The following is a 23,054-nucleotide window of genomic DNA, read 5'->3' on the forward strand; positions in this document are numbered from 1 at the left end:
GCGTCATGGTGGGGGAGGAGCATGGCTTCAGCTTTGAATGTGGTAGGCGTTGGGGCCGCTGCGGGCCAGATTTTTTTCGTCCATAAGGAGATCGAGGGCGAGGCTTGCCACATCGTCGGCCACCGCATCCAGGTGGGGCTCCCGGTCCCGGCGCATGATTTTGAGGTAGGAGCCGCAGGCTTCGCACGCCTCCGCCTGGACCCATGGCATGCGGCCTTCGATGCCGAAATAGGAAAGGGCGCGGGCGTCACCGCAATTGCTGCACTGGGCGCGCACGAAATGCCATTCGCTGTTGCACAGGCTGCAGTGGAGATAGCGCAGCCCCTGTTCCGGCCCGATCTGCACCACCGCCGCCACCGGGTGCGAACCACAGACGGGGCAGAGGCTCAAGGGTTCGGCCCCCCCCATTTGCGCCTGCCGGGTCTTACCCAGGGTGAGCGCGAGCCGCACCCAATACACCTCCAGCGCCGCGGCGACAAAGGGCGTCCAGGCCGGCGGGACGCTGGTCTGCCGCAGCCCCAAGAGGTGCTGCGCCGCCCCATCGAGGGAGGCGTCGTCGGCCCCGGGGAGGGTGCCGATGGCCTGGCGCCCCTCCTCGGGCAGGGCCATGCCGGCGCGCTCCACCAGTGCCCGCGCGAGCGCCCGCCAGGCGGGGTCCAAGGGCAGGCCGGCGGGGGAGAGGGGCGGCATGCGGTGGGCAAATGCCTGTTCCAGGCTGTGGGCGTCGGGCAGGGGCGCTGGGGCGAGCTCCTCGAGGAGGGTCTGCTGCGCCTCGGCGAGGACCGTGAGGAAGCGCAGGAAAGGTTCCAGCGCGTGACCCGCCGCCAGCTCCCGCAGTCGGGCCGCGCGTTCGGCAAAGAGGCTGGCCGCCGGCAGACGCAACCGCGGGGGTTCCGTTGCCGTGGGGGAAACTGGGTGGGCAAGGATTCCCGTCATCGGCGGCTCACTTCCTCATACCAGGCCGGGTGATGATGCCGCGCCCAGGCGGCGGTCACGGTGCCGCGGGTCATGGCGCGGATGGAACCCCGGGTCCAGATGGCCGAATAGATGTGGATGATGATGCCGAGGATGGCAAGGAAGGCCGACACCGCATGGATCACCACCGCCAGTCGAATCAGCCCGATGGAAAAGTAGGGGGCGAACCACGGCTGCCAGATGACGATGCCGCTCACCAAAAGGAGGGGAATCAGCACCACCAGGGACCAGAATAGGTATTTCTGGCCGATGTTGTACTTGCCGATTTTGGGCAGTGTCACCGGCTCGTTGCGCAGAATTTTGGGCAGATGCTTTCCCCACTCCCGGTCCGCGGCGGTGATGCGGTTGTCCGGCAGAAGCCTGACGGCAAAGGCGGCGAATGAGATGAACAACACCACCCCGATGAAGGGGTGGAGGATGCGGTTCCAGGTGCCTCCCCCCAGAAGGTGGCTCAGGAAGTAAAACGCCGGATGAAAGAGGGCGAGACCGGAGATCGCCAAAAGGATGAAGGTGATGGCGATCACCCAGTGGTTCGCCCGCTCCCGCGGCGAGTAACGGGGAACGAGTGTGCTCATGATTGTTTCTCCTCATCCTCGACTTCGTTGGGACCGGCGGTCACGTAGTGGAAGAAGCCGGCAAGCACGGCAAGCCCCAGGCCCAGGCTCGCCAGGGGCTTGGCGACGCCCTTCCACAACGACACCAGGGGGCTGATGCCGGGGTCCTGGGGCAGGCCGGCGTAGAGTTCCGGGCGGTCCGCATGCTGCAGCACGTACATGACATGGGTGCCGCCCACCCCCGGCGGATCGTAGAGCCCCGCGTTCTGGAAACCCCGTGACTTGAGGTCGGCGATGCGTTCCTCGGCGTGGTGGATCATGTCCTCCTTGGTGCCGAAGACGATCGCCCCCGTGGGGCAGGTCTTCACGCAGGCGGGCTCCAGCCCCACCGCCACCCGGTCGGAGCAGAGGGTGCACTTGTAGGCCTTGCCGTCTTTCTTCGACAGGCGGGGGATGTTGAAGGGGCAGCCGGTCAGGCAATAGCCGCAGCCGATGCAGTTTTCCTCGTGGAAATCGACAATGCCATTGGCATACTGCACGATGGCGCCCGGCGAGGGGCAGGCCTTCAGACAGCCGGGATCGGCGCAGTGCATGCAGCCATCCTTGCGGATCAGCCACTCCAGACGGCCAGGGGTGACCTCCACTTCGGAAAAGCGCATCACCGTCCAGCTTTGCGCCGTGAGGTCCACGGGGTTGTCGTACACGCCCACGTTGTGGCCGATCTCATCCCGCAGATCGTTCCACTCCATGCACGCCACCTGGCAGGCCTTGCAGCCGATGCACTTGGAGATGTCGATGAGCTTGGCCACCTCGGGCCCCGCCCCCCGCGCCGCAGGGGACGGCGTCGTGGTGGCGGAGCGGGCCTTGATGTCGAGGGATTGCAAAGCCATGGCCGCCTCCTCATGCCTTCTCGATGTTGACCAGGAACGCCTTGAATTCCGGCGTCTGTGCATTGGCATCGCCGACGAAGGGCGTCAGCCGGTTCGCGAGAAAGCCCTTCTGGGCCACGCCGACGAAGCCCCAGTGGATGGGCACGCCCACGGTGTGAATCTTGCGCCCATCCACCATGAGGGGGCGCAACCGTTTGGTGACCACCGCCACAGCGCGGATGTAGCCGCGGTTGGAGACCACCTTCACCGTATCCCCATGCCGGATGCCCTTTTCCTTCGCCAGCTCTTCGTCGATCTCGACGAACTGCGAGGGCTGGACGATGCTGTTCAACCGCACGCTCTTCGTCCAGTAGTGCTGGTGTTCGGTGAGGCGGTAGGTGGTGCCCACGTACGGGAACTTGTCGGCCTTGCCCAGCCGCTCCCGGTCGTACTTGAAGATGCGGGCTGCCGGATTGCTCACCACCTGCGGGTTGTTGGGATGGAAGGGGTTGGCAGCCAGCGGGGTCTCGAAGGGTTCGTAGTGCTCGGGGAAAGGACCCTCGGCCATGCCCTTGAGAGCGAACAGACGGCCCACGCCTTCCGGATTCATGATGAAGGGCCCCACGTTCTCCTCCGGGGCGGCGTCAGGCCGCATGTCCGGCACATCGAAGCCGCTCCACTTCGTGCCATCCCAGGCGATGGTCTTGCGCTTGGGATCCCAGGGTTTGCCGGCGGGGTCGGCATTGGCGCGGTTGTAGAGGATGCGCCGGTTCGCCGGCCAGGCAAAACCCCAGTTGAGGTAAAAGCCCAGGCCCGAAGGATCGCTGTTGTCCCGCCGCGCCATGAGGTTGCCCGCCTGTGACCACGCCCCGCAATAGAGCCAGTTGCCGCAGCTGGTGGAACCGTCGTCCCGCAACTGGGCGAAGCCCGCCAGTTGTTCCCCGGCCTTGGCCAGCACCTTGGTGGGGTCCTTGGGGTCCACCACATCGGCAAGGGCCTTGCCGGAAAACTCCCTGGCCAGCTCTTCCGGTGAGGGGTCATCCGCTTTCGCGTAGGCCCAGCTCAGGTTGAGGATGGGATCGGCAAAGGTACCGCCTTCCTTGCGGTAGAGCTCGCGCAGACGGGTGAAGATGCCGGCGATGATGGCGGTGTCGCTTTTCGCCTCGCCTGGCGGTTCCACCGCCTTCCAGTGCCATTGCAGCAATCGCCCGGAATTGGTGAAGGAGCCGGTATCCTCGGCGAAACAGGCGGCCGGCAGGCGGAAGACTTCGGTCTGAATCTTGGCCGGATCGACCTCGTGGTATTCGCCATAGTCGCGCCAGAATTCGGACGTCTCCGTCGCCAGGGGATCGATGACCACCAGATACTTGAGCTTGGCCAGGCTTTCCTGCACCTTCTGCACGCAGGAGACGGCGGCCAGGGGGTTGAAGCCCTGGACGATGAGGCCGTTCATCTGCCCGTTGTGCATGCGTTCAAACATGTGCAGCACGTCGTAGGGCTTGTCGATCTTGGGGAACCACTGGTAGGCGAAGTCGTTCTCCTTGGTCGCCGCATTGCCGTAGAAGGCCTTGGCCAAAGAAACCCAGAACTTGGGAAAGTTCTGCCAGTAGCTCATCTGGTTGGGCCGCAGCGGCTTGAGGGCGCGTGCCTCGAGGAAGGCCTTGAACTCCTGCTCCTTGTCCGCGGGCAGCCGCAGATAACCCGGCATCACGTTGGTGACCAGGTTCATGTCGGTGATGCCCTGCACGTTGGCATGGCCCCGCAGCGCGTTCACGCCACCGCCGGGACGGCCGATGTTGCCCAGCAGAAGCTGGATCATGGCCATGGCGCGGATGATCTGGGAGCCCTTGGAATGCTGCGTCCAACCCAGGGCGTAGAGAATGGTCATCACCCGGTCGGGCGTGCTGGTGCTGGCGATGAGCTCGCAGATCTTGAGGAAGTCCTCCTTCGGCGTGCCACACACCCGGCTCACCATGTCCGGCGTGTAGCGCTCGAAGTGCTTCTTCATGAGCTGGTAGACGCAACGGGGATGCTGCAGGGTCTCATCCACCTGCACATAGCCGTCCGCGCCCAGGGCATAGTCCCAGCTATCCCGGTTGTAGGTGCGTTTTTCCGCGTCGTAGCCGGAGAAGAGGCCGTCCTTGAAGTCGAAGTCCTCCCGCACCAGATAGGACGCATTGGTGTAGTGCTTGACGTAATCGTGGTGGATTTTGTCGTGGCTCAAGAGGTAGTTGATGACCCCGCCCAGGAAGGCGATGTCCGAGCCGGGGCGGATGGGCGCATAGAAATCCGCCACCGCGGCCGAGCGGGTGAAGCGGGGGTCCACCACCACCAGCTTGGCGCCACGTTTCGCCTTGGCTTCCGTCACCCATTTGAAACCACAGGGGTGCGCCTCGGCGGCATTACCGCCCATGATCAGGATGAGGTCGGCATTCTTGATGTCGACCCAGTGATTGGTCATCGCACCGCGCCCAAACGTCGGGGCAAGACTTGCCACCGTTGGCGCGTGTCAGATGCGTGCCTGCGTATCGAGGGCAACGATGCCGAGGCTGCGGGCGAACTTGACCGACAGCCAGCCGGTTTCGTTGGACGCCGCGCTGGAGGCGAGGAAGCCCGTGGTCAGCCACCGGTTGACGGTCTGCCCGTCGGCGTTCTTCTCGATGAAGTTCTTGTCGCGGTCGTCCTTCATCAGGCGGGCGATGCGGCTGAAAGCCTCATCCCAGGAGATGCGCTTCCATTCCCGGCTGCCCGGGGCGCGGTATTCGGGATAAAGCAGCCGGTTTTCGCTGCGCACGAAGTCGAGCAGACCGGCGCCCTTGGGGCAGAGGGTGCCGCGGTTGACGGGATGGTCCGGGTCCCCCTCGATGTGGATGACCGCTCCGTGGGCATTCTTGGCTTTATCGCCCAGGGTGTAGATGAGCACCCCACAGCTTACCGAGCAGTAGGGGCAGGTGTTGCGGGTTTCCGTGGCCCGGGTGAGCTTAAACTCACGGACCTCGGCAAGGGCGTTGCCGGGGGCGAAGCCCAGAGCGGCAATGCTGCCGCTGCCCACCCCCGCCGCGCAGATCCGGAAGAACTGGCGCCTGGTGATGTTCATGTTGCCTCCTGATTGTTTTGCCTGGCGCTCCAGAGCGGAGCCCAGATTCTTTCCGTTTAGCACAGCGCGGCGATTTTGCAAGGTTCAAATCACGATTTCACAATGCGGAAGGAGGAGGGCAGGCGGGACCAGTCGAAAAAGGGTCCCGGATCGGTCTTGCGTTGGGGGGCGATGTGGGCGTGGCCGGTGATGTCGGTGATGGGGTGGGCTTTGGCGCAGGCCCGCAGCAGCCCGTCGAGGGTTTCGTACTGGGCCAAGGTGAAAGGTTCGAAATCGGTGCCTTCCAGCTCGATGCCGATGGAGAAATCATTGCAGCGTTCCCGCCCGCGGAAGCAGGACACCCCTGCGTGCCAGGCGCGGTCGTGGGTGGAGACGAACTGGATCAGTTCCCCTCCGCGCCGGATGAGGAAATGCGCCGACACGCGCAGCCCCCGCAGGGGTGCATAGGCAGGATGGGCATCCGGGTCGAGGCGGTTGGTGAAAAGTTCCAGAATGCCAGGGCCGCCGTATTCCCCTGGGGGCAGGCTGATGTTGTGGATGACGATGAGGCTCACCACCTCGTTTTCCGGCCGCGCATCGAAATTGGGGGAAGGCACCCGGCAGACCCCCTCCACCCAGCCGGTTTCGTCGATGACGAAATTCTTCACGGCTCCTCCTCCGGGAGGCCGGCCAGCGCCTCGTCCACCGCCCGGCGCAGGCTTGCGCCGGTGAGGAGGCTGCTGAGCAGCGCATGGAAACGCCCGTCGCGGTAGAGAAACAGGGTGGGCAGGTGGAAGATGTCGAAGGCGCGGGCAAGCCCCGTGGCTTCCTGCACATCGACGCGGAAGCAGGTACAGCCCAGTTCCGCCGCGGCGCAGGCAAGGTGTTGCTCCGCCACCCGGCAGGCGCCACAGGTGGGGCTCGTAAAGAGCACGAGACTGATGCCCGGTGTGGCGGCCAGGGTGTGGTGATAGTCGAATTCCGTGAGGGGGCGCAGCATACACCACTATCATCCCAGATTTTGGCTGCCGGCGGCCAGCGCGTCTTTGACTTGGCTTCAAGAGAGGGGAAGCAGGGAAGGGGCGATGGGAGGAGGTCACGCAAAATCTGGGATAATCGCGGCTTTGTCCACCGGTGGCCGCCATGGTTTTTGTCCAGCTTTTCCTTGCCCTTATCGTCATCCTCGTCGCCGCGGAGATTTTCACCAATGCCCTGGAGCATCTCGGGGAAAAATTGCGCATCTCCGAAGGGGTCACCGGCTCGGTGTTCGCCGCGGTGGGCACCGCGCTGCCGGAAACCCTGGTGCCGCTTCTGGCCATCTTCGCCGGCACTGCCAATCAGGCGGTGAACGAGCAAATCGGGGTGGGTGCGATCCTCGGCGCCCCCCTCATGCTCTCCACCCTTTCCCTCTTTCTCATGGGCCTGGCGGTTTTGAAACGCCGCGGGCTCAAGGGCCGTCTCACCCCGGAGCGCTCGGGGCTGATGCGCGACCTCAACACGTTTCTTCTCGCCTTTGGTTTTGCCGCGATCGCTCTCTTCTTGCCCCCCGAGGAGGCCATTGTCCGGGGGACCATGGCGGCCGGCCTGGTCACCCTCTATTTCATCTATCTGATGCTTACCTTCCGCGCCTCGGCCCAGCTGGTGGAAAATGGTCACGGCACCGAGGCCCACGAAAAGATGTTCCTTGCCCGGCTGGGGCTGCCGGAGCACATGGTGACCATCCTCTTCCAGCTCGCCCTTGGCCTCGTCCTTCTGGTGGGCGGTGCCAAGGGGTTCATCCATGGTGTGGAGGAGGCTTCGCGCCTCATGGGCATCTCGCCCCTGCTCCTTTCCCTGCTCATCATTCCGGTGGCCACCGAATTGCCGGAAAAGGTGAACAGCATCCTCTGGATCCGGCGCCACAAGGACACCCTGGCCTTTGGCAACATCACCGGCGCCATGGTGTTTCAGGGCACGCTTTTGCCCGCCATCGGTATCACCCTCACCCCCTGGGGGCCGGATCGTGCCGTGCTGGCGGGGGTGCTGATTACCTTCGGCGCCGCGCTCTGGTTGCGGCTGATGCTCACCCGCGGCCAGTTGCGTCTGTGGCATCTCGGGGTCAACGGCTCGCTTTATCTCCTCTACCTCATCATCGCCCTGGCGTAAGGAGCGGGGGCGGGTCCTTCAGCGGCCCTTGCCCCGGGAGAAGGCGCCAGGGGGCCCCCTCTGCCGCGTTTGAGAAACGGGCGGCAAGGGGTATATTAATTGATTGGCAACCGAAAAACCTGACAACCAGAGGGAGCCCTCCATGCACGTTTCTGCGAAAGCCTGCCTTGCCTCCCTTGCCGTTGCCGTGGCGCTCTTTGGCTGCGGCAGGAAAGAGGAGGAAGCCGCCAAACCCGCCGCCCAACCGGCTGCGCCCCAGACCCTCACCGTGAAAATCGGCCATGTCGGGCCGCTGACCGGTGGCATCGCCCACCTGGGCAAGGACAACGAGAACGGTGCGCGTCTGGCGGTGGAGGAAGCCAACGCCGCCGGCATCCGGCTGGGCGGCGCGCCGGTCAGGTTTGAGCTTGTCGCCGAGGACGATCAGGCCGATCCCAAGATCGGCAACACGGTGGCGCAGAAGCTGGTGGATGCGAAGGTCGCCGGGGTGGTGGGCCACCTCAACTCCGGGACCACCATCCCTGCTTCGGCGATCTACAACCAGGCCGGCATTCCCATGATCTCCGGCTCGGCGACCAATCCGGCGCTCACGGAGCAGGGGTTCAAAAATGTCTTCCGCGTTGTCGGCCGTGATGACCAGCAGGGCCCGGCGGTGGCCAATTATCTGCTGGCCACGGTGAAACCCAAGGTCGCGGCGGTGATCGACGATGCCACCGCCTATGGCGAGGGCCTGGCCAACGAGGTGGAGAAAACCCTCAAGGCCGCCGGCGTGATGGTGCTGCCGCGGGAGAAGGGCACCGACAAGACGGTGGACTGGAAAGCGGTGCTGACCAAGATCAAGGGCAAGAAGCCCGATGTCGTCTTCTATGGCGGCATGGATGCCACCGCCGGGCCGCTCATCAAGCAGGCGCGGGAGCTAAAGATCGAGGCCACCTTCGGCTTCGGTGATGGCGCCTGCACCGACAAGATGGCGGAACTTGCGGGCCCTGCCGCCGAAGGGCTGATCTGCTCCCAGGCCGGCATCCCCGTGCAGGCGGCGGGCAAAAAGTTCCTCGACGCCTACAAGGCCCGCTTCAACATGGCCCCCATCCTCTATTCGCCCTTCACTTACGATGCCACGTGGCTGCTGATCGAGGCGATGAAGCAGGCCGATTCCCCCGATCCGGCCAAATACCTGCCGGTGCTTGCCGCCATCCGCTACGACGGCGCCTCCGGCCACATCGAATTCGACGAAAAAGGCGACCGCAAGGACGCCGAGATGACCATCTTCACCATGAAGGGCGGCAAGGTCACGCCACTGGCCATCATCAAAGGCGACAAGTCGCTGACCCTCGACGAATACGCTGTTAGGTCCGCCGCAAAATAAGACTCTTCGTCCGGGCGCTGCGGCACCGATCGGCTTTACCTTGGTGGAAACCCGGCGGTGCCGTGGCTGCGGCTCCTTTATAATACGCGGCCGTGGACATCCTCCTGCAACAGCTCATCAACGGCCTGACCACCGGCAGCGTCTATGCCATCGTCGCCCTGGGTTACACCATGGTCTATGGCGTGATCCAGTTGATCAATTTCGCCCATGGCGAGGTGGTGATGATCGGGGCCATGGTCGCCTTCACGGTGATCATGGCGCTCCTGGGTGCCAACCTGCCTCCCGCGTTCATCGTCGTTTGCGGCGTCATCGCCGCGATTCCTGTCTGCATGGCCATCGGCTATCTGCTGGAGCGCCTCGCTTACCGACCCCTGCGCCATGCACCCCGGCTCGCACCTTTGATCACCGCCATCGGCATGTCCATCATTCTGCAGCACATCGCGCTCCTCATCTGGGGACGCGATCCCCTCGCCTTTCCCCAGATCATTGAAAACACGAGCTTCACCCTGGGCGGGGCAGCGATCAGCACGGTGCAGATCATCATCATTCTCCTCGCCTGGGTGCTCATGGGCGGCCTCACCTGGTTCGTCTATCGCACGAAGTTCGGCGTGGCCATGCGCGCCACCGCGGAGGACGTGCGCATCGCCGCCCTGATGGGCATCGATGCCGACCGGGTGATCGCCGCCACCTTCGTCATCGGTGCGGCCTTGGGCGCGGTGGCGGGTGTGATGGTGGGGGCCTATTACGGCATCGCCCATTACACCATGGGCTTCACCCTGGGCCTCAAAGCGTTTTCCGCGGCCGTGCTGGGGGGTATCGGCAACCTCGCCGGGGCGATGCTGGGCGGGGTGCTCCTCGGCATCGTCGAGGCCCTCGGCACCGGTTACATCAGCGAGGTCTCCGATCTCTGCCGCTGGCCCCTCATCGGCCAGATGCTTTCCGAGCGCTGCAGCGCGGAGGGGCACCTGGTGCTCTTCGGCAGCAACTATCAGGATGTGTTTGCCTTCCTGGTGTTGATCCTCGTGCTCGTCTTCCGCCCCTCGGGGCTTTTGGGTGAACGCGTCGCGGAGCGCGCATGAAACGCCGCACCCTGGGCCTCATCCTGGTGGCCACGGCGCTCGTGCTGCTGCCGCTGGTATTGACCCAGATCGGCACCGCCTGGGTGCGCATCACCAACCTGGCCATCCTCTTCGTCTTCCTCGCCCTGGGGCTCAACATCGTCGTCGGCATGGCGGGGCTGCTCGATCTCGGCTATGTCGCCTTCTATGCGGTGGGCGCCTATACCTGGGCGCTGCTCGCCTCGCCGCACTTCGACCTGCATCTGCCCTTCTGGGTGATTCTGCCCTTAGGCGCCCTGTTTGCCTGTATCGCCGGCGCCCTGCTGGGCGCGCCGACTTTACGCCTGCGCGGCGATTATCTGGCGATCGTCACCCTAGGCTTTGGCGAGATCGTGCGCATCTTCATGAACAATCTCTCGGCGCCCTTCAACATCACCAATGGGCCGAAGGGGATCACGCGCATCGACGGGCTTAAGATCGGGGGACTGGATTTCCGCGCCACCGACCACTTTCTCGGCCTCGACTTCACCGGCCCGGTGAAGTATTACTACCTCCTCCTGCTGTTGCTGCTTGGTGTCATCATCGTCAATCTGCGCCTGCAGGATTCCCGCATCGGCCGCGCCTGGGTGGCGATCCGCGAGGACGAGATCGCTGCCAAGGCGGTGGGCATCAACACCCGCAACATCAAGCTGCTCGCCTTCGCCATGGGCGCCTCCTTCGGCGGCATTGCCGGCGGCATGTTCGCGGCCATCCAAGGCTTCATCAGTCCGGAAAGTTTCGTGCTCAACGAATCCATCATGATCCTGGCGATGGTGGTGCTGGGGGGCATGGGCAATGTCTGGGGCGTGATCGCCGGCGCGCTGCTGCTTTCCTTCGTCCCCGAGCTTTTGCGTTACTCGGTGGAGCCCCTGCAACGCGCGATGTTCGGCCGCATGCTGATCGATCCCGAAGTGCTGCGCATGCTGCTCTTTGGTATGGCCCTGGTGCTCACCATGCGGCTGCGACCGGCCGGCCTGTGGCCGGAAGCGCGCCACCGGCGGGAGATGAGCGGGGCGGATCGATGAGCGTGCTCCTTGAGGCGCGCCATGTCAGCAAGCGTTTCGGCGGCGTGCAGGCGCTCAAGGACATTTCGCTCACCATCCGCCGCGGTGAAATCTATGGCCTGATCGGCCCCAACGGCGCCGGCAAGACTACCTTCTTCAACGTGCTCACCGGTCTTTATCCGCTCGATGCCGGGGAGGTGCGCTTCGATGGCCGGCCGCTTAACCTGTCCAGCCCGCACCGCGTCGCTGCCGCTGGCATCGCCCGCACCTTCCAGAACATCCGCCTCTTCGGCAACATGACGGCGCTGGAAAACGTGATGGTGGGCCGGCATCTGCGCACCCGTGCCGGCGTCTTCGGTGCCATCCTGCGCACCCGGGCGCAGCGGGAGGAGGAGCGCGCCATCCGCCGCCGCGCGGAGGAACTTTTGCACTACGTGGATCTTGGCCACCGCGCCCATGACCTCGCCCGGCATCTTTCCTACGGCGAGCAGCGCCGCCTGGAAATCGCCCGGGCGCTCGCCACGGAACCGAAACTCCTCGCCCTCGACGAACCCGCCGCCGGTATGAACGCCACCGAGACGGCAGCCCTGCGGGAGTTGATCGCCGGCCTGCGCGAGGATGGCGTGACCGTGCTGTTGATCGAGCACGACGTGAAACTGGTGATGGGGCTTTGCGATCGTGTCGCCGTGCTCGACTACGGTGAAAAAATCGCCGAGGACGTGCCCGCCGTGGTGCAGAAGGATCCCAAGGTCATCGCCGCCTACCTCGGGGGCGCGGCATGAGTGCGCTTCTGACCGTGACCAATCTCGCCGTCCACTACGGCGGCATCGCTGCCGTCAAGGGCGTCTCCTTCGCCGTCGAGGAAGGGGAGATGGTCTGTCTGATCGGGGCGAATGGCGCGGGCAAGACCTCGACCCTGAAGGCGCTTGCGCGCATGATCCCCAGCGAGGGGGAAATCCACTATCGCCACACCCGCCTCGACAGGCTGCCCGCCCACGCCCTGATCCGGCTGGGGCTTGCCCTGGTGCCGGAAGGCCGCGGTGTGTTCAGTCGCCTGACCGTCGCCGAGAACCTGCTGATGGGCGCCTATCATCGCGACGACCAGGCAGGGATCGCCGCCGACCTCGAACATGTCTATGCGCTGCTGCCGCGGCTTGCCGAACGGCGCCGCCAGCTTGCCGGCACGCTTTCCGGCGGCGAGCAGCAGATGCTGGCCATCGGCCGCGCCCTGATGGGGCGGCCCAGGCTACTGCTCCTCGACGAACCGTCGATGGGGCTTGCACCCATGATGGTGGAGAAAGTCTTCGAGGTGATCCGCACCATCGCCGCCGAAGGGGTGACCATTCTCCTCGTGGAACAGAACGCCTGGCTTGCCCTCCACACCTGTGGCCGCGGCTATGTCATGGAAAGCGGCCGCATCACCCTGGCCGATAGCGCGCAAAACCTCCTCGCCGACCCCCGCGTGCGCGCGGCGTATCTGGGCGAGTGACATCCGCCCGACCGTCTCCTGCCTTGAAGCCGGCCGGCGTTTTCTCACCGATGCGGGTCTGACCGCCATTCCGGTGGTGGATGACGGCCGCCGGCCCATTGGTCTCATCGCCCGCCAGCGTTTCCTCGAGGATTTTTCCCGGCCCTACCGCCATGAACTGTTCGGCCGGCGCTCCTGCGGCCATTACGTGGCGAAAGGCCGCATCGTCGCGGCACAGACCACGATCCACGAACTGACGCGCTACTTCCAGACTCTGGACCTCACGGAACTGGGCTGCCCTTTCGTCATCGTCGACGACGGGGGACGTTATGTGGGGATGGGGACGGCCAGGCTCTCCTGCGCACCCTCGTCGAGGTGCAGCTCGAGGCGGCGCGTTATGCCAACCCCCTGACGGGCCTGCCGGGTAGCGTGCCCATTAACGACCGCATCGAGCAGTACCTCGCGCGTTCCCTGCCTTTCGTCGTCGGCTACGTGGATATCAGTCACTTCAAGGCTTACAACGACGTGTACGGGTTTGTCGAAGGGGACGAAATGATCCGGATGGTGGCGGAGCTCCTGCGGCGGCACACCCACCATCCCGATGACTTCGTCGGACACATCGGGGGTGATGATTTCATCGTGCTGTGGGCCGACCCAGACTGGGAAAAACGGGTCGCGGCTCTGTTTGGCAGCTTCGCCACTGCTCTGCCGGCGTTCTATCGGCCCGCTGATTGGCAGCAGGGGGGCATCAACGCCGAGGACCGACAGGGCAACCGCGTCTTCCATCCCGTCTCGGCCCTGACCATCGGTGCCGTGCGGGTGCTGCCGGGGATGTACGATTCCCACCGCTCGGTGGCCGCGGCGGCCACCGAGGCGAAGAAAATGGCCAAAAAGTTGAGCCAGCGCCAGGCCGCCCAAGGCATTCTCCCCGCCAATGTGCTCTTCGTCGAGCGCAGACGCCCAGAGAAAAGGAGCTGAGGTGGGACAGGAGGCGGCCAAAGGCCCCGCGCCCCCGTGGCGAAGGGACGTCCCCACAAAGCAAAACCCCGGGCCGCAGGTGTGCGGCCACGGGGTTTGCGGAAAATGGTGGCGGCGTCCCTCAAACAAATTCGCCAAGGCATTGATTTTGGCGCTGTCGTGAGCACTGGATTTTCAATCTACCCCCAAATCTACCCCTAAATTTTCTCGGTAGGCGCGCTCGATCACGATGGCCCCGCCGCCAGCCGGGCGGCCTCCAGCCGCGCGATGGCCTCGTCCCGCCGGCTCTTGCTGCGCAGCGCAGCGGGCCCAAGGCGTAGGATGTCGCCACGCTAAACGAACCGCCGGTTTGTTCAGTGTTACCCTCGGTGTTACCCGGCATGGGTCAATAGCGCTCGCTATACCTTGGGCGCAAAAAGGTTTGTTCAGTGTTGCCCTCGGTGTTACCCGGCATGGGGCCTTCGGTGTCCATGAGCGGCGCGCGATCATCGCCGAAGGCCTCGGCAAAACGGGCGTCGGCTTCCTCGGCGAACTGGCTTTCCAGTTCCGCGCCCTGCCCAAGCAATGGCCTCGATGGATCGAACCGCCCTTCCTCCCAAGCCCGGCGCAGCCAGCCCTCCACGGCGGCCACGACTTCGCCGCCGCTTAGTGCAGAAAGGGCTGCGCGCTCCGCGTCCAAGTGGCCAAGCAGCGCCTTTTGCTGCGCCAGCAGCTCGGCAGCCGCGCCCTCGTGAAAGGCGGCATCCTCCAGCGCAGATTGAAGCTTGGCCTCCAGCTCGGCAGCCGCGCCCTCGTGAAAGGCGGCATCCTCCAGCGCAGATTGAAGCTTGGCCTCCAGCTCGGCAACGCGATGGTGCAGGGCGCTCAGCTCCCCAATCAAAGGCGCAAGCACTTTAGCCCGCACCCTGGCCGGGTCGGAGTGGCGGAGCAGCTGCGCAACGGCCACCCGTGGATCAAGGCGCCCATCGGCTCCAATGGTGATTTTGCCGCTCTTCACCCACGTGGTGACCGCCTGGCGGCTCGTGCCCATCATCCGCGCGAACTGCGCGCGCGTCACGCGCAGGCCAGATCGAAGCTCGGCGTGGTCGAGTCCAAGGGGCGAAAGCGGGGTTTTGTCACCGTCAAGCCTAGTCGTCATGGCGTAACCCAGTCTGTTGAGGATGTTTCGAGTCGCTACACTCCCGGCCGTCTGCGGTTCGCATTACCCGCGTGGGGAAAGAGTAGGAAGGACCCGCGCGGCCTCGGAATCACGTGTTGGCACTTTGGGCATGTCGGGCACTCCATAGGGCAATCAGGATGGCGTCGGCGCGGTCATGGCGGGCGGCCTTGCCGTCAAGGAAGGGCCGGGCCAATGGACACAGGCGCAAAGCGGCGGCGATGCTGGCCTCCTTGGATACGCCGGCGGGCAGGCCGGCCAACCGCCGCCACGTGATGGGGTGCACGCGATCAAGGGGGATACCGGATGCCAACACCACGGCTTCCAGTGCGCCAAGATTGCGGCCAAAGGTGAAAGCGCTCACCTTGCTATCGGTCGGTCTCGCATGCACGGCCTCAATGGCGGCGCGGGCGATGGGGTGGTGTTTGAGCAGGGCGGCCAGCCGCGCGGCGTCGATACTCTTACGGCGCGGGCCTTCATCAAGGATGGGCAGGTCGGCCACGTCGATCACCTCGCCGGTTGGTCGCAGCCATGCCAGCGCGCCGGATAGGCCGGGGTCAATCCCAAGGATGCACCCGCCGCCCATTAAACTACCTCGCAATCTGCGGCCAATGTCATGACCAGCCAGCAGGCGCGGACGGCCTCCACATCGGCGCGGTTATAGGCGGCCAACGCGTCATGCTGGCCTTCCTTCCACAGCGCCAGCACGTCGCGCCCATCGCCCCCTTGTTTCGGGTCGGGAATGTTCAGGGCGCGGCACAGCTTGGACAGGCTCACCTTGCCGCCGTATCCCGCGAAAACTTGCATGGTGTCGCCGTAGTCGCGCCCCAGGCGGGCATCGGGCTTGGGCAGCCAGCGCGGGGGATGGATGCGATTTGCCCAGCAGCGGGCGCGCAGGAATCCGCAGTCAAACGGGGCATTGTGGGCGATCAGGAACGGCCGGCGGCTTTCGTGCCAGAATTCGCCGCCATCCATCTCAATCGCGGCGTGGATGGTCGATATGGCGCGCTTGAGAAAGTCGCGTTCCGCCTCATCCAGCCGGCGCACTACGGACACAGCGGGGGAGTCTTCGCCGAAGGCAAACCCGATGGCGCAAAGCTCACCCAGGGCCGGATCAAGCGCTTGCTTGCGCCATGCTTCTTCTACGGCGGCTTCGCCGTGCTCAGCCCACCATGCTTCGATGCTCTCGGGCTTTTTCAGGTTACCGGGGGCTTTCGTCTCGGCGCGGGCGATGGCGCGGGCCTCGTCGCTCTGGCCGGGGATAGTTTCAATGTCGATGGTCAGCATGGCATCCCCTCAAAAGGCAACGTCGCAATCTTCGGGTTCGCTCCTGGCTTGACGGCCTTTCCATTCCGGGCTTGCCTCGATGGCCTCTTGCTGGCGTTTGCTCAGCCGGTCAAAGGCCGGCCAGGTGTCGGGGTCGTCAATATCAAAGATGATCGGATCGGCAACATCAGGCGGCGGGGTCATGCCCTTGGGCAGCGGGGCGATGGATCGGATTTCGGCAAACGTGTTGCCGCTTCTCTCGGCGTGCACGATGTTGAGCAGGCAGGGCGCACCGATCAGGCGGCGCAGGTTGAAACCGGCTAGCTCCTCCGGCGTAAAGGGGCGGCCACGCCACGCCTCAAGGAAGGCGCGCAGGGCGGACTTTGTGTGCACGCTTGCCGTGAAACGGCGGCTCAAGGTGAACGGCGTTCCATCGCTCCGGCGCTCGTCCAGTTGCCATGCAATGGCGATTTTGCGGACGTGCTTACGCTCGCCCTGGAATTCCACGGGTTGGGTGCCAAGGTCGATCACATGACAGCAGCGGGCGGGCAGGCTTCCAGATGGGGGCAGTTCAAAGGTTTGCATATCGGCGGACAAGTTCAGGCTCATGGTTGATGCTCCTTGATGATGTTTTCCTTGTTTGCAGGGTTTACGGTCAGGGCTCAGGCACCACGCGGGCAGGCCGTAGGGCGGTTTGCTCACGGGGTCGGGGGAATCCGGCAAGGCCGGATCATTGAAGGCCAGCCGCAGGGCAGCCCACGGCAGGCACATATTGCGGGCCAGCAGCCCGGTTGAAGCACGGGCAGATGCCTCGGCTTCGGCACGGGGCAGCCCGCCGTCGTGCTCAAGAATGCCGGAGCGTTCCTCGTAGTGCTCCCGCAGCATCTCGGCCCACAGGTAGGCGAGCAGGTCGGGCTTGCGCTCACGGATCACCGGCAGCCAGCGCTTCAGCGCCGCCTTGTTGCCGGTCACCTTGATGGTGCCAGCAGGGGAAAGCGCCAGCCTCACACCGTCAGCTTGCGCCTCGCGGATGATGGTCGCTGGGTTCATACCTCCGCCTCTCCTTCGTCCAGGTCGCCCGCTTCGGGGTCTTCGCACAAGATGCTCAACCCCTCCACAAGATGCTCACCTTTTTTTGTTGAGCACCTTGTGGCATCTTGAGCACCTTGTGGGGGGGCTTCGCACAAGATGCTCATCCCTTCCACAAGATGCTCAACATTTTGGGTTGAGCACCTTGTGGCATCTTGAGCACCTTGTGGCAGATACCACTTCCAAACCGCCCCCTTGCCCCCGAACGCGCCCCCCTCTTTCCTGGCCTCAACCCCCAGCGCTTTCTGCGCCCGGCGGATCGTCGCCCAGGAAAACCCGGCGCCGTCGGCGTCGGTTTTGATCGCCTTGACCGGCAGCGGCCCATCGGCCAGCAGATCGGCAAGAAACCGCTTTGCCTCCTCCAGGGTGCCGCCTTCGTTGTCGGGGTCGGCCTCAGCTTCGGCGAGCAGTTCGCGCGCCGCGCCTTCTATGGCGTTCCCCCACAGCACACCAGATGCAAAGATGCCGGGGTGCGTTTTCAGTTCGGCCTGCTGCAACCCATACTCAAACCCGCCGTCATCAGGCCCATTGTTTGCCTTGGCGCGGCACAAAACCCGAACGGTGCGCCCGTCTTCGCCTTCCTCCTTGCGCTTGGCGGCCACCATCACAATGCGCGCCAGCGCGCCAAAGGCGATTGAGCCGTTCAGGCGTTCCACCGGCTCGCGCCCGGCGGTTCCTTTGGTGAAATGCGTGATGCCCAGCAGCGCGCAGCGGGCAGCCCGTGCAAGATCGGCCAGGGGTTGCAACCCGCGCCTCGTCTCGGCGTTTCGGTGCGAATCGCCGGCCACGGCGGAAACAATGGGGTCTACGATCAGCAGCCGGACGTTTCCAACGTCAGCCAGCTTTCGGCGCAACGGCTCGATGTCGTGCGCCGGGTCAAACGCGCGCCGCTCGCCGCCTTCCAAAACATCGCCCACGAAGAAAACCCGGCTCAGATCAGCGCCCATCAGCGCCAGGCGCGGAATCAAGGTGTCGGCGGGATCGTCTTCGCCGCTCCAGATTGTGACGTTCCCAGGCTCCGCCCGGGTGCCATCCGGCCAACGCCCACCGCTCGTTATCGTTGCGGCCAGTGACAAGGCAATCGTCGTTTTGCCAGTGCCTGGTGCGCCCGCCAGGATGTGCATCTTGCCCGCCGCCAGCCAGCCATGCCACAGCCAGGTTATCGGCTCGGGTTCAATGTCGGACGCCCTGGTCAGGATCACGTCCCGCAGCATGGCGGCTTCGCTCACGGCAGGCCCTACCGGCGGCGCGGCGGCCTCGATGCATGCGCGCACCGCCTCCAGCCCATCCCGGGCGTGCAGGTCGTTGAAGTCGCCACCCTTGCCAAGATCGGCAGGCGGGGCAGCCAAGGGGCAGCGCAGCGCTTGGGCGGCCTTGACCGCTTCGGGATGGGGTCGGCCTTCTTCGCCCAAGTCTGCGGCGACCACAATCTGAACGCCGGGATGATTGGCGCGGATGGTTTCAGCGGCGGCCTTGAGATTCCCAACCGATAGCGCAGCCGCCACCGGCTCGCCCAGGGCGGCGGCGATGCTCAAAGCCGTTGCTATCCCTTCGGCGAGCACTGCCCGGCCAGATGATGGCAGCGGGCCGGTTGCCCAATACCCGACGGCCTTGATGCCACCGGCCAGCGCCGCCTTGCGCCCTTGCTCATCGATCAGTTCCAATGTCGCCGGGTTATGCTCGTGCCCTTTCACCGGCGCAATGAGCAGCACCCCCTCCAGCGTCTCGCCGCGTGCTTGGGGCGCATACCCGGCGTGGCGGGTGAATTCCGTCGCATGCAATGCGCGCAGGGTTACGGTGGGTGCAACGCCCTTGCGCTTCAGATAGGGATGGTCTGGACTGGCAGGGGATGCCGCCTTCCAGATGGCGGCGGCCAAGGCAGCGGCGCGTTTTGCCCGTCTCTGCCGCTCGGCTTCGGCCTCGGCCTTCGCCTTCTCGATGCGGCGGCGGGCTTCGGCTTCCTCTGCCGGGGTCAAGCGGCGGCCCAGATCGGCGCGCCATCCCCCAGAAATGCCGCTCCGCCAGTCGCCGAATGCGCCGGCTGGGATGCCGTCGGCGTGGAGCACATACCAGCCGGCATCGTCGCCGCGCTCGCCGTTGCTTGAAAACCGATGCAATCGCCCATCGGGGATAATCTCACCGGGCGGGGTGATGCCGGCCGATTGCATCGCGGCGGCAAAGTGTGGGAGAATATCGCGCGTTGTTGAGACTTCCGCCGCTTCCTGGTGCCAGCCGGGAGCGGCGTTTTTATTTGGCAGCATGGCGAGCCCTCCTCAGGCTTTCACGCGATTGGCGGCGCGCTCAGCCAGCCATTGCTCTACCTCGGCCAGGCTCCAGCCTACAGCGCGCGCAGACAAAGAGATTGGGCGGGGAAACTTCCCCTGCCTCACAAGTGCGTAAATGCTCGACCGGCTCAAGCCAATGCGCTTGCGCAGCTCAGGCAAACGAAGGATGACGGTTTGCTCCATAGCCATGCTTGGTTCTCCTTGCGAACACAGGGAAATTCCTGCATGGCTCTGGATATTGGGGCCGCAAGGGGGCTTGCGGTCAACATATCGCCCCGCCATGCGGCAAACCCGCATGGAATCAAGGCTTTGGCAGGGGCGTTAGGTGGTGGGCGTTAGGCCTTACGCCTGCGCATCGTGCGCTTTTCTGGCATCAGCAAGGCAGATGCGATTTGCGAGGGCGGTTCCTTTGGCAACAGCTGACGGACTCTCGCTTCCGAGATTCCGAATTTTTTGGCGGCGGCTTTTGTGCCGTGCTCGTCCCGAAAGGCCCGAAGCTCGGCCAGCTTTTCGGGCGTCCATTTCTTTTGCTCTTCGGGATGCGACCCCATGCGCTTCATTTCTTCTGGCAGTTCCCAGGGGTCAGGTAGCGAAGTCGCCCAGGCTACGAAGTCGGCAATCCTCACAAAGATTTTGTGAGGATTATTCTGTGCCTCTTTATCGGGATCATGCTCGCCGGGGGGCGCGGCAGTTTGCACAATGGGCAGCAATCCAACTGCAACATGACGCTTCGCCACGCGCACCCGCTTAATCCATTCCACAATATTCTCGTAGGCGGTTTCTTTCTGCCGGGACGGCAATAGCAGCTCCGTCACGAACAGGAGGCGCGCAACTGGGGATTCGGGATCAACGCCCACAGAGAGGGCGCACAAATCTTCAATGCTCCCCACGACCATGTTGCGCCAATGCGCCCAATCAATATCAAAGATTTTCCACTGTCTGATCCTATCCAGACGGCTTTGCAGATTGTCGTTGCTGTCCATCATTGCGCCCCTTCACGCAAACCCTTGATGTTCGGATGCCGCGCCAGCCGGGTAAGGGTGCCCCGGTTTTCGCCCCGTCGGGCTAGGCGCGGCAAAACTCTGTCAGTATCAGCGCATGGATTGCTCGATGCGCAGCACGGCACGCCCGCCCACGGCTTTGGCGAAGCGTTCCACGGTGCGCATGGATGGCAGCCGCTTGCCGCTTTCCAGCCGCGCTATCACGCTTTGCGTAGTGCCCATGCGCTCGGCAACTTCGCTTTGCGACAGTCCGGCGCGGATACGGGCGGCAATCAGTTCGCGCGCGATGGCGAATTCAGCTTCTTGCGCCTCGTATTCGGCCAACACTTGCGGGTCGCGCTTCCATTGCTCAATCAGTTTCTTTGCCGGTATCGGTTTCATTCCAGTTCCTCCTTGCGACGGCGCGCCGTTTCCAGTGCGGCGCGCGGCGTCTTTCTCGTCTTCTTCGTAAAGACATGCAAGACCAGCAGCCGCCGGCCAGTGTCTGCAAAATAGATGGCACGCGCGTTGCCGTCTCTTCCTTGCATGCGCATCTCCCACAGCTTGCTTTCCAGCGGGCGGATATGCGGCATCCCAATTTTCATCGGCCCGAAAGCCTCGACAAGCTCGACAATGTGCCAAAACCGCGCCCTCAAGTCGGGTGGCAGGGCGTCAAGCTCGCTCGCAGCCAGCGGGTGCAACCAAACATGCCATTGGTTCATAGTATGCCTTTTTTGCTATTGCCTGTCCAGCCGCCATTGTCTGGTAGCGCTGCGGCGTCACAGGCTTTTCCTCAGCGGCACAATCTCCGCCCCATCGCGCAGCCGGTCGAGATAGTCGGCCCATGCCTGCATCATCTTGCGGCGCACCTCGGCAAACTTCGTTCGGTTGTAAGCCTTGCCCAAGGCGTCAGGCACTCGGTGCGCCAGTTGGTGCTCGATGGCCTCGGCGGGGAACCCCAGCTTCTCATGCAACAGCGTGCGTGCCACGGCCCGCCAGCCGTGCCCCGTCAGTTCCTCTCTGGTATCGATGCCCAGGCGCCGGTAAGCGGCATTGATCGCCGCGTTCGAAAGGTGCTGCATCGGGCTTCGTCCGCCCGGAAAAACCCAGCCACCCGGCAAATGACCAGTCAGCGGGAATAGATCACGCAGGATTGCGATTGCCTGCCGACTCAAAGGCACCAAGTGCTCGGCCTTGGTCTTCGTTACGGTGTAACGCCACTCGGCGGCTTCCAAATCAACATCGGCCCAGCGCATGGTGATTAGCTCCCCAGGGCGGCAGAAGACAAGCGGCAGCAGCCGGATTGCCGCCGCCACGATGGGCGAACCCTGGAAGGCGTCCAGCGCGCGCAGAATCTCGCCTACCCGCGCCGGGTCTGTCGGCGCGGCCATGTGGCGAGGGGATACCGGCGGCAGTGCGCCGCGCAAGGCAGGGGTCGGATCGCTTTCCGCCAGCCCGTTGGCGATGGCGAAGCGGATCACCTGGCCGACGGCTTGCAGGGCGCGGTGGGCAGTCTCCAGTTTGTTTGCCGCCTCGATGCGCCGCACACAGGCGAGAATCTCCGGCGCCGTGATGTCAGACACCGGCCGGCGGCCCAGGTAGGGAAAGACATACACCTCCAACCGGCGTATCACCTTGTCCCGATGGGACGCGGCGCGGGTTGAGAGATAGCGTTTGTCCCACTCTCGGGCTACGGCTTCAAAGGTGTTCTCCGCCAGCGCTTTCTGGCGCAGCTTCTCGGTCTTGCGCGCTTCGCCGGGGTCGATGCCTCTGGCGAGCAGTTCGCGCGCTTCCTCACGATTCCGGCGCGCAGCGGATAGCGAAGTCTCGGGCCATCGCCCCACGGCGAGCAGCTTTGCCTTGCCGGCGAACTGGTATTTGAAGCGCCACAGCTTCCCGCCGGATGGGGTGATTTCCAAATACAGCCCGCCGCCGTCGAACAGCTTCCGGGTCTTTTCCGCCGGCTTCGCGTTGCGGATCGCGGCGTCGGTCAATGGGGTCGCTTTGCGTGCCATTGTTCGATTCCTCGCGGGCAGATACCCCAAAGGGGGGCGAGATACCCCAAAATCTACCCCTAAAATTCGCGGATGGCAACGGAACAGTTCGGACGGCAGCGAACAAAAAAGCCCGCATTTTCGCGGGCTTGGAAGGGGGTTCCGGATGTTGGCGGAAGGCTACGGAATGGTATGTGGTGGAGGCGGCGGGAATTGAACCCGCGTCCGTGAGTCCTCTACAGCCAGTTCTACATACTTAGCCTCGTCTTTTGCTTTGACCCGCACCCCGCCGACGGGCAGGCTGGTTGCGGGCGATCCGCTGGATTTTCGTCCCGGTCCCCGCGGCGTGGACCGGGCTTACTTCCTGCTGTTTATGACGCTGCTGCTGGTTTTACCCAGCCCGGCCCGCAGGCCGACCGGTGCAGCGTCTGGCCTCAAGCGGCCAGAGCGTAAGATTCGTCGTTGGCGACTATCTTTGATTCGGCTGGATTAACGAGGTACTCCGACCCTCGGTATGCCCTGACTGCTTCGCAACCCACGTCGAAACCGGGTCGCCCCCAAAGCAAGTCGGTGTATTAGGTTTCCCCCGGCGGGGAAAGTTCCCGGGGGATTATACCCTGGACGGCGGGGGGCGGGACTTTGCTATAATCCGCCCCGGATTTGTTGAACGTGTTCCGCGGATTCAAGTTTGAAGTGCAATTTTGATTAACGGGTAGGTGGGTCAGAATGTGCGAGCATTTTGCCCCATCAAC

The 23,054-nt window shown here is 64.2% G+C and carries 24 protein-coding genes and 1 other RNA gene; 8 read left to right on the forward strand and 17 right to left on the reverse strand.

Going from position 1 to position 23,054, the window contains the following annotated elements; translation table 11 throughout:
- Nucleotides 1-27 precede the first annotated feature (27 nt).
- The 6 genes from fdhE to K6T56_01355 form a co-directional block, all read right to left on the reverse strand.
- The gene (gene fdhE / locus K6T56_01330; GenBank protein MCL6554983.1) at nt 28-936 is read right to left on the reverse strand and encodes a formate dehydrogenase accessory protein FdhE; all 909 of its coding nucleotides are present in this window, start codon (nt 934-936) and stop codon (nt 28-30) included.
- The gene (locus K6T56_01335; GenBank protein ID MCL6554984.1) at nt 933-1,550 is read right to left on the reverse strand and encodes a formate dehydrogenase subunit gamma; all 618 of its coding nucleotides are present in this window, start codon (nt 1,548-1,550) and stop codon (nt 933-935) included. The genes fdhE and K6T56_01335 overlap by 4 nt, the downstream gene beginning before the upstream one ends.
- A complete protein-coding gene (gene fdxH, locus K6T56_01340) occupies nt 1,547-2,419 on the reverse strand; it encodes a formate dehydrogenase subunit beta (GenBank protein ID MCL6554985.1) in 873 nt (290 codons plus the stop codon). The genes K6T56_01335 and fdxH overlap by 4 nt, the downstream gene beginning before the upstream one ends.
- 10 nt (nt 2,420-2,429) lie before the next feature.
- Nucleotides 2,430-5,495 carry a formate dehydrogenase-N subunit alpha gene (fdnG, locus tag K6T56_01345; protein MCL6554986.1) on the reverse strand — a complete coding sequence of 1,022 codons (3,066 nt, stop codon included), beginning with the start codon at nt 5,493-5,495 and terminating at the stop codon, nt 2,430-2,432.
- An 89-nt stretch (nt 5,496-5,584) separates the two neighbouring features.
- Nucleotides 5,585-6,142, reverse strand: coding sequence for a 1,6-anhydro-N-acetylmuramyl-L-alanine amidase AmpD (gene ampD, locus K6T56_01350; GenBank protein MCL6554987.1), 558 nt, complete (start codon nt 6,140-6,142; stop codon nt 5,585-5,587).
- Complete coding sequence (locus K6T56_01355; GenBank protein ID MCL6554988.1) at nt 6,139-6,474, reverse strand: thioredoxin family protein; 336 nt, start codon at nt 6,472-6,474, stop codon at nt 6,139-6,141. Before K6T56_01355 ends, ampD begins: the two co-directional genes overlap by 4 nt.
- A gap of 143 nt (nt 6,475-6,617) precedes the next feature.
- Between K6T56_01355 and K6T56_01360 the strand changes: the two genes are divergently transcribed.
- From K6T56_01360 to K6T56_01395, 8 genes are all read left to right on the forward strand, one after another.
- The gene (locus K6T56_01360; protein MCL6554989.1) at nt 6,618-7,619 is read left to right on the forward strand and encodes a sodium:calcium antiporter; all 1,002 of its coding nucleotides are present in this window, start codon (nt 6,618-6,620) and stop codon (nt 7,617-7,619) included.
- 142 nt (nt 7,620-7,761) lie between these two features.
- Complete coding sequence (locus K6T56_01365) at nt 7,762-8,985, forward strand: branched-chain amino acid ABC transporter substrate-binding protein (GenBank protein ID MCL6554990.1); 1,224 nt, start codon at nt 7,762-7,764, stop codon at nt 8,983-8,985.
- A gap of 92 nt (nt 8,986-9,077) precedes the next feature.
- Nucleotides 9,078-10,064: a branched-chain amino acid ABC transporter permease gene (locus K6T56_01370; protein ID MCL6554991.1), complete on the forward strand. Its 987-nt coding sequence runs from the start codon at nt 9,078-9,080 to the stop codon at nt 10,062-10,064.
- The gene (locus K6T56_01375; protein MCL6554992.1) at nt 10,061-11,107 is read left to right on the forward strand and encodes an ABC transporter ATP-binding protein; all 1,047 of its coding nucleotides are present in this window, start codon (nt 10,061-10,063) and stop codon (nt 11,105-11,107) included. Before K6T56_01370 ends, K6T56_01375 begins: the two co-directional genes overlap by 4 nt.
- A complete protein-coding gene (locus K6T56_01380; GenBank protein ID MCL6554993.1) occupies nt 11,104-11,868 on the forward strand; it encodes an ABC transporter ATP-binding protein in 765 nt (254 codons plus the stop codon). Before K6T56_01375 ends, K6T56_01380 begins: the two co-directional genes overlap by 4 nt.
- Nucleotides 11,865-12,575, forward strand: coding sequence for an ABC transporter ATP-binding protein (locus tag K6T56_01385; protein ID MCL6554994.1), 711 nt, complete (start codon nt 11,865-11,867; stop codon nt 12,573-12,575). Before K6T56_01380 ends, K6T56_01385 begins: the two co-directional genes overlap by 4 nt.
- Complete coding sequence (locus K6T56_01390) at nt 12,484-12,966, forward strand: CBS domain-containing protein (GenBank protein MCL6554995.1); 483 nt, start codon at nt 12,484-12,486, stop codon at nt 12,964-12,966. The genes K6T56_01385 and K6T56_01390 overlap by 92 nt, the downstream gene beginning before the upstream one ends.
- A gap of 17 nt (nt 12,967-12,983) precedes the next feature.
- Nucleotides 12,984-13,532 carry a diguanylate cyclase gene (locus K6T56_01395; protein ID MCL6554996.1) on the forward strand — a complete coding sequence of 183 codons (549 nt, stop codon included), beginning with the start codon at nt 12,984-12,986 and terminating at the stop codon, nt 13,530-13,532.
- A 385-nt stretch (nt 13,533-13,917) separates the two neighbouring features.
- Here the strand turns inward: K6T56_01395 and K6T56_01400 are convergent, their stop codons facing one another.
- The 11 genes from K6T56_01400 to ssrA all read right to left on the reverse strand — a co-directional run bounded on the left by K6T56_01400 (nt 13,918) and on the right by ssrA (nt 22,861).
- Nucleotides 13,918-14,589 (reverse strand): hypothetical protein, encoded by a 672-nt coding sequence (locus K6T56_01400; GenBank protein MCL6554997.1) that lies wholly within the window; start codon nt 14,587-14,589, stop codon nt 13,918-13,920.
- 190 nt (nt 14,590-14,779) lie between these two features.
- The gene (locus K6T56_01405) at nt 14,780-15,190 is read right to left on the reverse strand and encodes a hypothetical protein (protein ID MCL6554998.1); all 411 of its coding nucleotides are present in this window, start codon (nt 15,188-15,190) and stop codon (nt 14,780-14,782) included.
- A gap of 83 nt (nt 15,191-15,273) precedes the next feature.
- Nucleotides 15,274-15,975 carry a hypothetical protein gene (locus tag K6T56_01410; GenBank protein ID MCL6554999.1) on the reverse strand — a complete coding sequence of 234 codons (702 nt, stop codon included), beginning with the start codon at nt 15,973-15,975 and terminating at the stop codon, nt 15,274-15,276.
- A gap of 9 nt (nt 15,976-15,984) precedes the next feature.
- A complete protein-coding gene (locus tag K6T56_01415) occupies nt 15,985-17,004 on the reverse strand; it encodes a hypothetical protein (protein MCL6555000.1) in 1,020 nt (339 codons plus the stop codon).
- A complete protein-coding gene (locus K6T56_01420) occupies nt 17,001-19,304 on the reverse strand; it encodes an AAA family ATPase (GenBank protein MCL6555001.1) in 2,304 nt (767 codons plus the stop codon). Before K6T56_01420 ends, K6T56_01415 begins: the two co-directional genes overlap by 4 nt.
- A 12-nt stretch (nt 19,305-19,316) precedes the next feature.
- Nucleotides 19,317-19,517, reverse strand: coding sequence for an AlpA family transcriptional regulator (locus K6T56_01425; GenBank protein MCL6555002.1), 201 nt, complete (start codon nt 19,515-19,517; stop codon nt 19,317-19,319).
- 146 nt (nt 19,518-19,663) lie between these two features.
- Nucleotides 19,664-20,314: a hypothetical protein gene (locus tag K6T56_01430; protein ID MCL6555003.1), complete on the reverse strand. Its 651-nt coding sequence runs from the start codon at nt 20,312-20,314 to the stop codon at nt 19,664-19,666.
- A 105-nt stretch (nt 20,315-20,419) separates the two neighbouring features.
- Nucleotides 20,420-20,710, reverse strand: a complete 291-nt coding sequence (locus tag K6T56_01435; protein ID MCL6555004.1) for a helix-turn-helix domain-containing protein — start codon at nt 20,708-20,710, stop codon at nt 20,420-20,422.
- Nucleotides 20,707-21,030, reverse strand: coding sequence for a type II toxin-antitoxin system RelE/ParE family toxin (locus K6T56_01440; GenBank protein ID MCL6555005.1), 324 nt, complete (start codon nt 21,028-21,030; stop codon nt 20,707-20,709). Before K6T56_01440 ends, K6T56_01435 begins: the two co-directional genes overlap by 4 nt.
- Before the next feature lie 57 nt (nt 21,031-21,087).
- Nucleotides 21,088-22,323: an integrase arm-type DNA-binding domain-containing protein gene (locus tag K6T56_01445; protein MCL6555006.1), complete on the reverse strand. Its 1,236-nt coding sequence runs from the start codon at nt 22,321-22,323 to the stop codon at nt 21,088-21,090.
- A gap of 174 nt (nt 22,324-22,497) precedes the next feature.
- Nucleotides 22,498-22,861, reverse strand: a transfer-messenger RNA (tmRNA) gene (gene ssrA, locus K6T56_01450).
- Nucleotides 22,862-23,054 lie beyond the last annotated feature (193 nt).

The organism is Burkholderiales bacterium, assembly GCA_023511995.1.
In the GTDB taxonomy this organism is placed as follows: Bacteria; Pseudomonadota; Gammaproteobacteria; order Burkholderiales; family Thiobacteraceae; genus Thiobacter.

Excerpts from the sequence above, each read along its gene's own strand:
- fdhE (MCL6554983.1), bottom strand. The coding sequence starts at position 936 with ATGACGGGAATCCTTGCCCACCCAGTTTCCCCCACGGCAACGGAACCC.
- K6T56_01335 (MCL6554984.1), bottom strand. The coding sequence starts at position 1,550 with ATGAGCACACTCGTTCCCCGTTACTCGCCGCGGGAGCGGGCGAACCAC.
- fdxH (MCL6554985.1), bottom strand. The coding sequence starts at position 2,419 with ATGGCTTTGCAATCCCTCGACATCAAGGCCCGCTCCGCCACCACGACG.
- K6T56_01355 (MCL6554988.1), bottom strand. The coding sequence starts at position 6,474 with ATGCTGCGCCCCCTCACGGAATTCGACTATCACCACACCCTGGCCGCC.
- K6T56_01360 (MCL6554989.1), top strand. The coding sequence starts at position 6,618 with ATGGTTTTTGTCCAGCTTTTCCTTGCCCTTATCGTCATCCTCGTCGCC.
- K6T56_01365 (MCL6554990.1), top strand. The coding sequence starts at position 7,762 with ATGCACGTTTCTGCGAAAGCCTGCCTTGCCTCCCTTGCCGTTGCCGTG.
- K6T56_01375 (MCL6554992.1), top strand. The coding sequence starts at position 10,061 with ATGAAACGCCGCACCCTGGGCCTCATCCTGGTGGCCACGGCGCTCGTG.
- K6T56_01380 (MCL6554993.1), top strand. The coding sequence starts at position 11,104 with ATGAGCGTGCTCCTTGAGGCGCGCCATGTCAGCAAGCGTTTCGGCGGC.
- K6T56_01385 (MCL6554994.1), top strand. The coding sequence starts at position 11,865 with ATGAGTGCGCTTCTGACCGTGACCAATCTCGCCGTCCACTACGGCGGC.
- K6T56_01390 (MCL6554995.1), top strand. The coding sequence starts at position 12,484 with ATGTCATGGAAAGCGGCCGCATCACCCTGGCCGATAGCGCGCAAAACC.
- K6T56_01410 (MCL6554999.1), bottom strand. The coding sequence starts at position 15,975 with ATGCTGACCATCGACATTGAAACTATCCCCGGCCAGAGCGACGAGGCC.
- K6T56_01415 (MCL6555000.1), bottom strand. The coding sequence starts at position 17,004 with ATGAACCCAGCGACCATCATCCGCGAGGCGCAAGCTGACGGTGTGAGG.
- K6T56_01420 (MCL6555001.1), bottom strand. The coding sequence starts at position 19,304 with ATGCTGCCAAATAAAAACGCCGCTCCCGGCTGGCACCAGGAAGCGGCG.
- K6T56_01425 (MCL6555002.1), bottom strand. The coding sequence starts at position 19,517 with ATGGCTATGGAGCAAACCGTCATCCTTCGTTTGCCTGAGCTGCGCAAG.
- K6T56_01430 (MCL6555003.1), bottom strand. The coding sequence starts at position 20,314 with ATGATGGACAGCAACGACAATCTGCAAAGCCGTCTGGATAGGATCAGA.
- K6T56_01435 (MCL6555004.1), bottom strand. The coding sequence starts at position 20,710 with ATGAAACCGATACCGGCAAAGAAACTGATTGAGCAATGGAAGCGCGAC.
- K6T56_01440 (MCL6555005.1), bottom strand. The coding sequence starts at position 21,030 with ATGAACCAATGGCATGTTTGGTTGCACCCGCTGGCTGCGAGCGAGCTT.
- K6T56_01445 (MCL6555006.1), bottom strand. The coding sequence starts at position 22,323 with ATGGCACGCAAAGCGACCCCATTGACCGACGCCGCGATCCGCAACGCG.